Source organism: Microbacterium sp. NPDC089190 (genome assembly GCF_040701795.1).
In the GTDB taxonomy this organism is placed as follows: domain Bacteria; phylum Actinomycetota; class Actinomycetes; order Actinomycetales; family Microbacteriaceae; genus Microbacterium; species Microbacterium galbum.
Genome location: NZ_JBFBHF010000004.1, coordinates 1 through 12,910 on the forward strand (window position 1 = coordinate 1; position 12,910 = coordinate 12,910).

The 12,910-nt window shown below is 72.6% G+C and carries 12 protein-coding genes; 4 read left to right on the forward strand and 8 right to left on the reverse strand.

What is annotated here, in order from left to right; all coding sequences use genetic code 11:
* Positions 1–132 precede the first annotated feature (132 nt).
* Genes AB0230_RS13495 through AB0230_RS13505 form a run of 3 tightly spaced genes read right to left on the reverse strand, consistent with a single transcriptional unit; the run spans position 133 to position 3,391 of the window.
* Entirely contained in the window at positions 133–1,467 is a 1,335-nt protein-coding gene (locus AB0230_RS13495; protein ID WP_366376249.1) for a glycosyltransferase, read from the reverse strand.
* Positions 1,464–2,453 carry a hypothetical protein gene (locus tag AB0230_RS13500; protein ID WP_366376251.1) on the reverse strand — a complete coding sequence of 330 codons (990 nt, stop codon included), beginning with the start codon at positions 2,451–2,453 and terminating at the stop codon, positions 1,464–1,466. The genes AB0230_RS13495 and AB0230_RS13500 overlap by 4 nt, the downstream gene beginning before the upstream one ends.
* Entirely contained in the window at positions 2,450–3,391 is a 942-nt protein-coding gene (locus tag AB0230_RS13505; RefSeq protein ID WP_366376253.1) for a WcbI family polysaccharide biosynthesis putative acetyltransferase, read from the reverse strand. The genes AB0230_RS13500 and AB0230_RS13505 overlap by 4 nt, the downstream gene beginning before the upstream one ends.
* A 67-nt stretch (positions 3,392–3,458) precedes the next feature.
* Here AB0230_RS13505 and AB0230_RS13510 point away from each other — a divergent pair, with 67 nt between their 5' ends.
* From AB0230_RS13510 to AB0230_RS13525, 4 genes are read left to right on the forward strand one after another with little or no spacing between them, the layout of a single operon-like run.
* Complete coding sequence (locus AB0230_RS13510) at positions 3,459–4,598, forward strand: glycosyltransferase (RefSeq protein ID WP_366376255.1); 1,140 nt, start codon at positions 3,459–3,461, stop codon at positions 4,596–4,598.
* On the forward strand, positions 4,598–5,731 hold the full coding sequence (locus AB0230_RS13515) for a glycosyltransferase (RefSeq protein WP_363389437.1): 1,134 nt from the start codon (positions 4,598–4,600) through the stop codon (positions 5,729–5,731). The genes AB0230_RS13510 and AB0230_RS13515 overlap by 1 nt, the downstream gene beginning before the upstream one ends.
* Positions 5,728–6,732 (forward strand): hypothetical protein, encoded by a 1,005-nt coding sequence (locus AB0230_RS13520; RefSeq protein ID WP_366376257.1) that lies wholly within the window; start codon positions 5,728–5,730, stop codon positions 6,730–6,732. The genes AB0230_RS13515 and AB0230_RS13520 overlap by 4 nt, the downstream gene beginning before the upstream one ends.
* Positions 6,729–7,544: a galactosyltransferase-related protein gene (locus AB0230_RS13525; RefSeq protein WP_366376259.1), complete on the forward strand. Its 816-nt coding sequence runs from the start codon at positions 6,729–6,731 to the stop codon at positions 7,542–7,544. The genes AB0230_RS13520 and AB0230_RS13525 overlap by 4 nt, the downstream gene beginning before the upstream one ends.
* Positions 7,545–7,611: 67 nt before the next feature.
* Here AB0230_RS13525 and AB0230_RS13530 read toward each other — a convergent pair whose 3' ends face one another.
* From AB0230_RS13530 to AB0230_RS13550, 5 genes are read right to left on the reverse strand one after another with little or no spacing between them, the layout of a single operon-like run.
* Entirely contained in the window at positions 7,612–8,769 is a 1,158-nt protein-coding gene (locus AB0230_RS13530) for a serine hydrolase domain-containing protein (RefSeq protein ID WP_366376261.1), read from the reverse strand.
* On the reverse strand, positions 8,766–9,725 hold the full coding sequence (locus tag AB0230_RS13535; protein WP_363389372.1) for a glycosyl hydrolase family 32: 960 nt from the start codon (positions 9,723–9,725) through the stop codon (positions 8,766–8,768). Before AB0230_RS13535 ends, AB0230_RS13530 begins: the two co-directional genes overlap by 4 nt.
* Before the next feature lie 29 nt (positions 9,726–9,754).
* Positions 9,755–10,579, reverse strand: a complete 825-nt coding sequence (locus tag AB0230_RS13540; RefSeq protein WP_315994559.1) for a carbohydrate ABC transporter permease — start codon at positions 10,577–10,579, stop codon at positions 9,755–9,757.
* Positions 10,576–11,547 carry a sugar ABC transporter permease gene (locus tag AB0230_RS13545; protein ID WP_315994558.1) on the reverse strand — a complete coding sequence of 324 codons (972 nt, stop codon included), beginning with the start codon at positions 11,545–11,547 and terminating at the stop codon, positions 10,576–10,578. Before AB0230_RS13545 ends, AB0230_RS13540 begins: the two co-directional genes overlap by 4 nt.
* Positions 11,547–12,899 (reverse strand): ABC transporter substrate-binding protein, encoded by a 1,353-nt coding sequence (locus AB0230_RS13550; protein ID WP_366376264.1) that lies wholly within the window; start codon positions 12,897–12,899, stop codon positions 11,547–11,549. The genes AB0230_RS13545 and AB0230_RS13550 overlap by 1 nt, the downstream gene beginning before the upstream one ends.
* Between the last annotated feature and the right edge of the window lie 11 nt (positions 12,900–12,910).

Here is a 12,910-nt window from a genome sequence, read left to right on the forward strand (position 1 = left end):
GGCCGCTCCGCTCTCCCCTGTGGGGCGAACAAGTAATAAGTTACGCCCGAACGACCACCCCGTCGAATCGAGCACACACCCCGGGCGTGTCGCGACCGCATCCCGGCCTCGAGAGTCGCCGTGCGGCGGGCCTCACACGAACCGTCCGACGCTCCCCCATCCCCCGACCCACGCCTCCACGTGGGGCTGCGGACGGAGGACGTGCACCCCGTCCACCGTGACGGTCCGTCGGGCGAGCCCTTCGTCGTGGGCCCACCGCGCGACACGGCGACGAGCGCGTCTGCTGCGCGCACGGCCCACCGTCGCACCGTCCGTCGTCCTCAGGATGACGGTGCCGACGTCGCTCCCGCTCAGTGACGCCAAGGCGATGACGAGTTCGGCGTCGTCCACGATGACGAGGGGGACATCGAGCTCGAGGACGACGCGGGCGTCGAGCGGAGTACGGTCGGCCCGCACGCGCGGGTCGTTCGAGAGCGCGCTCCCCGGGGGGACGGCATCCATCGTCACCGTCGCCCGCGGGAAGGCGGACAGGATCGAGTCGGCGCAGACGAAAGCGGCCGCCGCGGTCAGGTCGCCGCGGACACGCACCTCGAGGTCGGGTGTGCGGGGAAGAAGACCACGGCCGGCGGATCCGTCGATGGGGATCAGCTGGGCGAGCTGAAGGCTCTGTCTGTTGCCCTCCTCCGCGCGGTCGCGGTCGTCGCGTCCGGCCCAGTCGGGTCCGTCGTGCCAGGCGACGGCGCTCGGGACATGGGCGAGTACCGCGCCGGCCTGCCAGGCGCGATGCGCCCACTCCCAGTCCTCTCCCCCGTAGGCGGAGAAGGCTTCGTCGAACCCTCCGACGTCGTCGAAGAGCGCACGGGAGCAGGCGAGCACCGCGCTGATCACGTATCGGTACGAACGGTCGTCGGCACGGAGCAGATCACCGCTGTCCGCGTAGGCCTCGCGCAGCCAGGCGGGCTCGTCCAGTTCGACGGCGGGCGCGACCTCGGCGATCGGCGCATCGACCGCCACGCCGGAGAGATCGGCGTGACGGCGGCGTCCGACCGTCACCGCCTCGGGCAGCAGAGCCGGCAAGCGGGTGAGTGTGCGCACGTACGCGGGCTCGGGCGTCGTGTCGGCGTCGAGGAAGCAGAGCACGTCGCCGGTGGCGACCGAGGCCCCCAGATTCCGCGCCGCCGCCGCGCGGAAGCCGCGGTCGTCCTGACGGACGAGCCGGACGCCGTCGGGGACGACGGGCGATTCGGGGGACCCGTCGTCGGCGACGACGATCTCGAGGCGATCGGCCGGGTGGTCCTGACGGGCGAGCGCGGTGAGCGTGCGCGCGAGCTCCCGGGGCTGCGCGTAGTGGGTGACGACCACGGTGACCCGCGGGGGCTCCGGCTCGCGGTGGGACACCAGGTCCCATCGGTTGCCCGGGACCCATGGCATCCGGTCGTTCCATCCCTCGGGGATGTCGGCGGTCACGGCGCAAGCCCTCCCCACCACCGCAGGTAGGCGCGGGCGGCGTCGGCGCGGCCGAAGGGCAACGGGGCGACGCCGTGCCAGGTCGACGAGGCGTCGGCGCGGGCCGCGGCGATGGCCCCGGCGAGCGCCTCGGACTCGACGACGGCGAGGGTGCCGGGGCGCAGCTGCGCCATCTCGTCGACGTAGCGGTTGCGCACGGCGAGGGGACGACGACCCCATCCGATCCACGAGGTCAGCGAGCCCGACGCCGACACGTGGCGGTGGGCGATCACCGGCACCGCGACGCGGGCCACGCGTGCGGCCATGTCGGCGTCGTCGAGCCATCCGGTCACCTCGACGGAGACGCCGACGGCATCCGCGCGGCGGACGAACGCGTCGAGGTCGGCCGCGTGCCCCTCCGAGGCGCGACCGAGCACGGTGAGCCGGGGGACGCCCGCCGCGACGGCGGCCGCGAGCGCTTCGTCGTGACCCTTGCCGGGGTAGAAGTAGCCGAGCACGCCGACGCCGTCGTCGGAGGAGGCGACGGACGCGGGACGCTCGTCGACCGGGAGCGGCACGACGGCGATGTCGCCGTGCCACACGTCCTCCTCGCGGAGGAGCTCGCGTTCGTGTGCGCTGTTGACCGCGACGGCGCGTGCCGCCTCGGTGACCGCGCGGTAGAAAGCGCGGCGACGGGGACGATTGCGTTCGCCGTCGGACTCCTGCGGCACGTCGTGCAACGTGACGGTGAGCGGATGCCGAGCGGCCAGCGCCACGACGGTGCGCGTCGCCTCTTCGGGCGAGGCACCCCAGAGACGGTCGGTGACGTGGGCGTGCACGGGCGAACCCGGAGCGAGCACGGCGAGCGCGTCGGGCGTGGCGATGCGGGCCCCGGGCGTCAGGCGGACCACCTCGGCGGCGATCTCCCGGGCGTACACCGCGACCCCGTGCGGCCCGGGGTGGACCAGGAGCACCGGGGGCGCGGCATCCGGGGTCTGCAGGCTCATGCGGCGGCCGCCCAGGTGGCGAGCAACGGTGCCATGCGGTCGACGACGGCGGCCAGCAGGGCGGGACGCTCGCGGTAGAAGGCGAGGTGGGCCTCGCGGACGACGTCGGCCGGAAGCGTCTCTCCGGCGACGATCCAGTCGGGCCGGGGCGCGGCATCCAGGTTCCAGGCGTCGACCACCCAGTCCTCGAGCGGCGCGCGCACCGAAGCGAGGATCGGGCGCCCGGGATCGACGGCCCCTCCAGGCGCGCCGAGGGCGGCGACGATCCGCTCGCCGAGCGGGAGGAACAGGGCGTTGCCGGGATGATTCACCGTGCGCGCCAGATCCTCGACGACGGGGGCGAACAGATCGGATGCCACGACGTCGAGCCCCCGCGCCTCGCGGCGACGCAGTTCGGCACGGGAGCCCTCGGCGATCTCGCGCACCGCGGGGGGTTCGAGGGCGGCGGGGATGTCGATGCGCGCCGCCTCGGCGACGGTTCGCACGTCGTGGTAGGCCACGAGCGGTGGATCTTCGGGGAAGTCGGGGAGCCGCAGCACCGCCTGGAACGGGTGGAGGCCCGCGAACCGGACGGCCGGGACGGTGACGACACGGGCTGACGGCGCGAGGGACGCCCGGAGCTGCGCCGTTCCCAGCGCGAGCCCCCGGTAGTCGTCGCGGATCGGCTGGGTGACGAGGAACGACGCGCCGCGGAGGAGGTCGTGCACCCTCGCGGTGTCGTCGGCCGACAGCTCGTGGACCGCGGGCATGCGTACCGTCGGGAGGGCTTCGGAGGAGATCACCAGGCGTAGGGACTCGGCCTGACAGTTGCCCACGACGAGGCCGTAGCCGGAGGGCAGCGGAGCGTCTCCGTAGAACCCGGCGTAGTGGGCCCGGCGCGCTATCACCGCTTCGCCGTGGTCCGCAAGGCTTCCCAGCCGCGCCATGTCGCCACCCATGATGTGAACGTATCCGTCGGTGTCATCGTCGTCCCAACCGCCCCGTTGCATTGCGATGTGCCTGGCGATGCGGTACACGCACCGTCACGCATGCCTGCACGAGGAGGAAGAGAAGATCGTCACCAGCACCGTCCCCCCGGTCCGGGTCGCCGCCGTCCCCTCGGCGCACCCCTACGTCACCGCCGTCGCGGATCCCGCGCATGTGCTCCTGCTCGCCGATCCGCCTCCCCCGGGCGCCCCGGCCGGACAGTGGTGGCCGCCGCAGATCCTCCTGCCGGAGTGGCTTCGGGCGAATGCGGCGGACTTCGACCTGGTGCACGTGCATTTCGGCATCGAGTCGTACACGCCCGAGGAACTCTCCGAGACCGTCGCCACGCTGCGGGCCCTGGGGCGGCCCCTGGTCTACACGGTGCACGACCTCGAGAACCCCCAACTGCTGTCGCAGGAGGCCCACCGCGCCTCGCTCGCCGTGCTGGCCGAGGCGGCCGACGAGCTCATCACCCTGACCGGGACGGCCGCCGACGAGGTCTTCGCGCTCACCCGTCGTCGCCCGACGGTGATCGTCCACCCGACCCTGCTCGCCGAGACGGACCGCCCCTTCGGCGCGGCGCACGCCGCGACGCGCGTCGGCGTGCACCTGCGCGATCTGCGCCCGAACATCGACGGGGTGGGCACCACCGCGACGCTGGTGCGCGCCGTGGCCGATCTGCGGGCCCAGGGCGCGCGGGTCGAGGCGGTCGTGCGGATGAACGAGAACGTCCGCGACGCCGAGGCGGCGGCATCCATCGACCTGCTCGCCCGCGATGCCGAAGGCGTCACCGTCGAGCGCGGTGCCCGCCTCGATGACCAGGCGCTCTCGCATTGGCTCGCGGACCTCGACGCGTGCCTGCTGCCCTACCGGCACGGCACCCAGTCGGGGTGGGCGGAGCTCTGCTACGACCTCGCCGTGCCCGTCATCGGCACGCGCGTCGGGCACATCGCCGCCCAGCACCCCGGCGACTTCCACAGCTTCGACGTCGGAGAGCCCGTGTCGCTCGCACGGGCGATCGTGGATGCCACCAACGCTGCGTGGTCGACACCCGGCTCGCCGAAACGGGCGGCGGAGATCGGACGTCGGCGCACCGAGCGCCTCGGCGAACGGGATGCCGTGCGCGCCGCGCATCTCGCGCTGTACCGACGCGCGATGGCGACGGAGGAGGCGGCGTGATGCGGATCGGGAAGGCCCTGCGGGTCCTGGTGGTGGCACCCTCGCGCTACGCCCTGCGCCAGCCGCACGCCGGCGGCCTCGAAGCGTGCGTGTGGGATCGCGTGCGATGGCTGCGCGAACGGGGCCACGAGGTGACGCTGTGCGCCGCGGACGGTTCGGACTTCCTCGGCGACGTGCCCGAGTTCCGGCTGCCGACCCCGGAGTGGAACCGCCCCGAGGAGTCGTCCGACACCGAGTACCCCGCGGGGTACGTCGACGCGGTCGAGGCCGCCTACGACGCGGCGCGGGAGCGCCTCATCGCGGATCGCCACCTCTACGACGTGGTCGACAATCACAGCCTGCACCCGGCACCCATCCGCTGGAGCCGGGAAGCCGGCATCCCGGTCGTGACCACGCTGCACACCCCGCCCTTGGAGCCCATGCTCGAGGCGGCCGCGGACGTGCGCGACAGCCCTCACCGCTTCGTCGCGGTGAGCCAGGCGACGGCGCGCGCGTGGTCGGTCGAGGGCGTGGACGCGTTCGTCTTCCCGAACGGCGTCGACACCGACCAGTGGACCCGCGGAACCGGCGGCTCCTCGTGGGTCTGGTCGGGGCGCGTGGTACCGGAGAAGGCCCCGCATCTCGCGATCGAGGCGGCACGGGAGGCGGGAGCGCACATCGTGCTGGCCGGGCGCATCGGCGACGTCGATTACTTCGAACAGGAGATCGCCCCGCGCCTGGGCGCCCACGCCCGCTACGTCGGTCCCCTGCGTCAGCCCGACCTGTGCCGACTCGTGGGGTCGTCGGCCGTCGCCCTGGTGACACCCATGTGGGAGGAGCCCTTCGGCCTCGTCATCGCGGAGGCGCTGGCCACGGGTACGCCCGTCGCCGCGTTCGACATCGGCGGCGTGTCGGAGGTTCTCAGCGGGATGCCGGGGTCGGCGACGGTCATGCCGGGCGACGTCGTCGCCCTCGCGAAGGCCGCCTCCCGCCTGGCGGCGGAGGGAGCGCAGGAGCCGCTCACCCGCGTGTGGACCCGCCGCGCGGCGGTGCGGCAGCACTCGCTGGCCCAGCGCTATCGCGAGGTGGAGCGCGTGCTCGCCCACACCGCGCAGCCGGTCCCGGTGCGGCGCGCGCCGGCGGTGGCGTGGTGATCGGCTGGTACGTCCACCATCACGGCTACGGCCACGTCGCGCGCTTCCTGGCGGTGCAGCCGCACCTGCGCTCGCCCGTCGTGGCGTTCTCGTCGATGCCGCGGCCCACGACGCTGCCCGCCGAGGTGGAATGGGTGGAGCTGCCCCCCGACGCCGATGAGTTCGAGGGCGCGGACGGGTCTTTCCACGACCCGCGCGACGCCGAGCCGACCGTCCGCGGACACCTGCACTGGGCCCCGCACGGCCACCCCGGTCATCGCGCCCGCCTCGCGACGATCGCCGCCGCATCCGTCACCCGGGATCTGCAGGCCTTCGTCGTCGACGTGAGCGCCGAAGTGGTCGCTTTCGCGCGCCTGCTGGGCCTGCGCACCGTCGCGGTGACCCAGCCGGGTGCCCGCACCGACGCCCCGCACGCGCTCGCGTACGCCCTGGCCGACCGCATCGTGGCCCCGTGGGCGCACGGCGCCGTGCCCACCGCGGGCCTGTCGGCGCACGGTGACCGAGTCGTGTGGACGGGCGGGATCTCGCGGTACGACGGGCGCTCCCCGGAGGGCGCCCGCGCCGAGCGCGCGGTTCTCGTGCTCGGTCGCGTGCTCGACGACGCCGTACGGGCGGAGGCCACCGCCCGCCTGCGGGAGCGCGGGTGGGACGTCTCGGCCGTCGGCCACGACGCGACCTCGCGCGTGGACGATCCGTGGCCGCTGCTCTCGCGCAGCACCGTGGTGATCAGCGCCGCCGGGCAGAACAGCGTCGCCGACCTCGCGACCGCGGGTGCGCGCGCCGTGGTCATCGCGCAGGAGCGCCCCTTCGACGAACAGATCCACACCGCCGACGCCCTCGACCGCTGGGGACTGGCTCATCGGGCTGACGCCACCGTCACGGCGGCCGAACTCGTCGCCCTCGTCGAGGCCGCGGCCGACGGCGAACCGGACTGGTCGCGCTGGCAGGTCGCCGGAGGCGCAGAGCGCATGGCCGCCGCCGTCGAGGCGGTGCTGCCGTGAAGACCGCGGTGATCACGGTCGCATCGAGGGCGCGCGCCGAGCACCTCGAGCGACAGCGCCGCGTGCTGGCCGAGGTGGCGACCGACATCGTGCGCGTGGAGGCGTGGCTCGACGCGTCGCCGCCGGACGGCATTCCGGATGCCGACACCCTCACGCTGCACGTGCCCCCGGGGCCCCACGGCATGCGCGTGGGAGAGGGCCGTAATCGGGCCGCCGCCGCGGCCGTCTCGGCCGGCGCCGAGCTGCTCGTCTTCCTCGACGTCGACTGCCTCCCGGGCGCGGACCTGCTGCCCGCCTACCGGGACGCGGCCCGCGCGCACCCGGATGCGATCCTCGCCGGAGCGGTCACCTACCTCGCGAGCGTGCAGCGCCCCGGATCCGCCTCCGACCTGCCGTTCCTCGTGCGCCCGCACCGCGCGCGCCCTGCGCTCGAGCCGGGCGCGACGCGCACGGCATCCCGCGAGGAGTACGACCTGTTCTGGTCGCTGTCGTTCGCCGTCACCCCCGCGACGTGGGACAGGATCGGCGGTTTCCACCCCGGCTACGAGGGCTACGGCGCCGAGGACACCGATCTCGCGTGGACGGCGCGCGCCGCCGACGTCGAGATGCGCTGGGTGGGCGGGGCGGATGCCTTCCACCAGTGGCATCCGGTGTCGTCTCCCCCGTGGCAGCATCTCGACGACATCCTCCGCAACGGCGCGACCTTTCACGCGCGGTGGGGGTCATGGCCGATGGGCGGATGGCTCGAGGCTTTCGCCGCGGCCGGCGCGATCGAGCAGCGCGACGACGCCTGGGTCCGCTCCCGCGCGTGAGGTGCAGGGATTTGTCGCTCCGGGATGCCCGGAAGCGACCAATCTCGGCACCTCGCGCAGGGAGGGGTCAGACCAGCGCGCGGAGGGCGTCGACGATCCTCGTGGCGCGGGAGTCGTCGGCCTCCATCCAGTTCGTGACGAAGGCGAAGCCGACGCGGGCTGCGCGGTCGGCGAACGCCACCTGACCGCCTGCCCCGTCGTGGCCGAAGCTCGTCGGGCCGAGGTAGCGGCGCGCGTCGGAGTCCAGCTGGAAGCCCGCCGCCCAGCGCGGCCACGGGGCGGGCGCGGCGAACACGGGTGCGCCTGCCGTGCGCTCTCGCGTGACCTCGTCGAGCGTGTCGTCACGGAGCAGACGGATGCCGTCGGTCTCGACGACCGTGGCCGACCACATCGCCGCGACCGCCCGGGCGGTGGCGACGGCGCCCGCCCCCGGGATCACGGCGGCCCGCACGTCGTCGGCGTTGAATCCGTCGTCGTCGGTCACGAGCGTGGCCGGCAGTGCGCCGCCGAGCGTCATCGCCCGGTCCAGCCAGTCGACGACGCCGGGGTCCCGCTCGGCCGCCTGCCGCGCGACGAGGGCGTCGAGCGTCGGCCCGACGCGCAGGTGAGCAGCGGATGCCGCGACCTCGGCCGGCATCCCGAGCCACGCTCCGCCGCCCACCGCCTCCGCCATCGCCGCGAACGCCTCGCCGGGGGCGACGCCGCCGGCCCGGCGCACGATCTCGCCCGACAGCCAGCCGTGGGTGAGAGCGTGATACGCCCAGCCGGCACCGGGCTCCCACAGCGCTTCCTGCGCGGCGACGATCCGGGTCATCGCGTCGAAATCGAGCAGCTGCGCGCGCGTGACGTCGACCCGCGGGGCCGAGACGCCCGCCCGATGCGCGAGGGCGTCGCCCACGCTCACCCGGTCTTTGCCGTGCACCGCGAACTCGGGCCAGAGCTCGGCCAACGGACGGTCGAGGTCGAGCATCCCGTCTTCGACGAGCCGCGCGGCGAGGATCGACATCAGACCCTTCGTGCACGAGAACACCACGGAGGGCGTGTCGCTCTCCCACGGCCGACCGTCGCGGCTGTCGGCTGTGCCGCCCCAGACGTCGACGACCGTGCGTCCGTCGACGCGGATCGCGAGGGCCGCGCCCATCTCGGGCAGCCCCGCGAATGCGGCGGCGAAGGCCTCCCCCGCCGGCTCGAATCCCGGGGCCACGACGCCCTGCACCGCGGTCACCGGACGACCTCCGCGACGATGAGACGGTCGCCGTCCCAGCGCAGCGGGAGCGGGTCGGACAGGGTGCCGACGAACGCGCCGTCGGTCGTGACGTTCTCGAAGGCCAGCATCACGGCCTGGCCGTCGGCGTCGTCGGCGACGACGCGACCGCTGTAGAGCCGCTCGTCGGCGACCAGCGTCGCACGCTCGACGGGGTACGGACCCCGCGGGTCGTCGAGGGCCACGGCCCAGATGCCTCCCGCCTGACCGACGCGGTCACCGGCCAGATGAGTCGCGTCGCAGGAGAAGACCAGAGCCCACCGCCCCGCGATCCGCACCACCTGCGGCACCTCGAGGTGAGCGAAACCGGCGCCCGGCGTGCTGCGCGGGGGGCGCACCTCCCACTGGTGCAGGTCGCGCGACCAGGCGTGCCCGATGACCCCACGGTCGCGGCCGCGGCCGTCCCGGGCGCGGGCGGTGACGAGCATGTGCCATCCCTCGCCGTCGGGATCGGCGAACACCCACGGATCGCGCCAGGCCTCCTCGTGCCAGGTGCCCGCGTCGAGCGTCTCGTACCAGCGCGCGTCGGCGGCCACGACCACCTCGGGATCCTTCACCCACGTCGCCAGATCGGTCGAGGATGCCGCGAGCACCGTCTCGACGTTCGTGATCTCGCCCTCGCGCAGGAACCGCGAGCCGGTGTAGAACATGCGCCAGTCGGCATCCGCCCCGACGATGCTGCCGGTCCAGGTGGCCGTGGCATCCGGAGCATCTCCCCCGGAGGGCTCCAGCACCGTTCCGTGGACGGTCCACGAGCGCAGGTCGTCGCTCGTGGCGTAGCCGACGCTGGCGTTGCGGTGACGCAGGTCGGGGTCGCCCAGGCTCGTCGGCGCCTGGAGGAACATCATGTGGTGGGTGTCGCCGTCGCGGGCGAGCCAGAAATCCCAGACCCAGTGGTCGGGCAGCGTGAACGTCATGAGGTCCGTTTCGGGGAAGAAGGGCGTGATCAGCCCTTGACCGCGCCCTGCACGAGGGCGCGGATGAACTGGCGCTGGAACACGAGGAACAGCAGGACGGCGGGCGTGATGATGATCAGCGCTCCCGCGTTGAGCAGCGGGATGCTGAGCGAGTACTGGCCCTGGAAGAAGGTCAGGGCGCCCGCGACCGTGCGCTGCAGGGGGTCGGCGATGAGGACGACCGGGAGCAGGAACTGGTTCCACGTCCAGATGAACAGCAGGATCGCCAGGGCCGAGAGCGCGGGAGCGGCGAGCGGGAGCTGGATGCTGCGGAACTCCCGCCAGATCGAGGCACCGTCGACACGGGCCGCCTCGGACAGCTCGCGGGGCACGTTGATGAAGTGCGCGCGCATCCAGAAGACGCCGAACGGCATGTAGAGCCCGATCAGCGGGAAGATCACCGCCCAGGGGGTGTTCACGGTGCCCATCGACTGCGCCTGGTAGTAGAGCGGGATGATGAGCGCCTCGAACGGGATGGTCAGGCCCAGGACGAAGAACACCAGGATGCCGCGGCCGAAGCGCACCTGGAGCGAGCCCAGCGCGAAGCCCGCCAGGGTGGCGGCGACGAGGCTCAGGGGGACGACGCCGAGGACGATCACCAGGCTCGACCCCATGAGCTGCCACACGTGGCCGGTCTCGAAGGCGGTGGCGAAGTTGCCCCACTGCGGATCGGTCGGCCAGGTGAGACCGGTCGGATTCTGGTCGGCGGGCTGGAGTGCCGCGGAGAACATGCTGATCAGCGGCAGGAGCGTCACGATCGCGGCGACGCTGAGCAGGAGGATGCCGAGCACGCGCTCGGTACGGCTGGCGATCACGAGTCGCTCGCTCTCGAGAGGCGTTGGATGGGGAGCACCACGATCAGCACCAGCACCATGAGCACGATGCCGAAGGCCGAGGCCAGGCCCACATCGCTCTGGGTGAAGCCGATGCGGAAGATCGACAGGCCGGGCACGAGGGTCGCGCGGCCGGGACCGCCCTGGGTCGAGGTGTAGATGATGTCGAAGCTCGACAGGGCGGCGATGACGGTGACGGTGACGAGCACCGCGATCTCCTGACGCAGGCCGGGGAGGGTGATGGTGAAGAACTCGCGCCACCACCCGGCACCGTCGAGGCGGATCGCCTCGTACAGCGAGACGTCGATCTTGCCGAGACCGGTGAGCAGCAGCACGGTGCACAGACCGGTGAGCACCCACGATCCGATCAGGCCCACGGCCGGCAGCGCCGTGCCGTAATCGGCGAGCCACGGGCGGGTGATCCAGCCGAGCCCGACCCAGCCGAGGATCTGGTTCACCGCACCGGTCTGGGCGTACATCCACGACCAGGCGATACCGGCGGCGGCGAGCGGGATGATCTGCGGCAGGAACAGCACCGTCTGCGCCGTGGCGGCGAAGGCCTTGTACCGGATGCCGCGGATGAGGGTCGCGAGGACGAGCCCGAGCCCCACCGGGATGAACGTGAAGAACGCGATCAGGATGAACGCGTTGCGGATCGCGCCGAGCAGGTCGGGGTCGGTGAACACCGTGAGGTAGTTCTCGAAGCCGACCCAGCGGGCGAGACCGATGCCGTTCCAGTCGTAGAACGAGTACTGCACCCCCTGGAGCAGGGGCCAGATGACGAATCCGACGTAGAACGCGAGGGCGGGCACGAGGAGCACCCAGCCGACGAGGGTCGCCCGCCGGGCCACTGCGCGTGCAGCGGCCCGGCGAACGGGTGCGGTCGCCGTCGCCGAGGAGGCATCGCCGTGTCGAGGGGCCGCCGCGACGGCGACCGCACGGTCGGTCATTACTTCCCGACCTCGCTGTCGTAGAACTTCTGCACGCGGTCGACGAACTCCTGGCCGGTGATCTGGCTGGTCACCAGCAGCTGCGACTCGGGGATGATCGAGCCCGCGTAGATGCCCGCGGTGGTGTTGGCCATGAAGTCGACCTGGCCGTTCTCAGCGCCGATCTGCGCGGACATCTTCAGCGCGTTCTCGATCAGCGAGCCGGACTCGACGCTCGGCAGCTCCTGGGCGGGGTCGCCGCCGGGCGACGCACCGGTGACGTCGACGATGATCTGGCGCGCGGTCGGATCGGTGTGCACCCAGTTCAGGAAGTACGCGACCTCGTTGATGTGCGGCGACTTGGCTGCGACCGAGAACGAGTTCGCCGCTCCCATGGCCACGTGATCGGCTTCGGCCTCGGCCGGCGGCACGAGGAAGAACTCGACGTTGGAGCCGAGCGCCTTCTGGTAGTTCGCCGCCTCCCAGTTGCCGTTGAAGGTGAACAGACCCTCGCCCGCCGAGAAGCGGCTGGTGAAGGTGAAGTAGTCGATCGCGTTGATGTCGGACGGGAAGTACCCGGCATCCGCCCATTCACGCACGAGCTCGGCACCCTGGACGTTGCCGGACTCGTCGTAGCGCGCACCCGGCTCGTTGAACATCCACGACAGGAACTGGTCCTTGTCGACGTACTGGTTCATCGCGGCCTGGACCACGAAGTTGACGACGCCGTCCTTGTCGCCGGCCATGATCGGCAGGATGCCGGCGGCCTTCGCCTTCGCCATGTCGTCCTCGAGCTCGGACAGGGTCTGCGGCGGGGCGTCGATGCCGAGCTGGTCGGCGAGCGTGGTGTTCATGTAAATGCCGGTGATGCTGTAGCCCAGGCCCAGCTGGTAGAGCGACCCGGATCCGCGGACGCCCTCGTGGTTCATGCGCAGCGGCGCGAGCTGCGACGCCGGCCAGGCGTCCCACCCGTAGGCGTCGAAGTAGGGGTCGAGGTTGGCCACGAGCCCGTCGCGCACCGTGTCGCCGAGGGTGGGGAGGCGGATGAGGTCGGGCGGGGTGGAGCTGGCGAGAAGCTTGGGGGCGTTCGCGGTGAGGTTCTGGAACGTGTCGCGGTTGATCGTGAAGGTGACGTTCGGGTGCTGCTTGGTGAACTCCTCGGTCAGCTTGTCGGTGACCGGGAAGCCCGTCTCGTCGGCGATCGTGAGCTGGACGGGGTCGCTGGTGAGCTCGGTGCTCACCTCGACGTCGTTCTGCGCGGCCGGGGCCGCGCTTCCGGGCGCGCACCCGGTCAGGGCGGCGCCGGTGAGGCCGGCGATGGCGAGCAGGGCGAGGGATGCCCCTCGGCGCCGGCGCGGGATGCGGGTGTTCATGTCGACTCCTT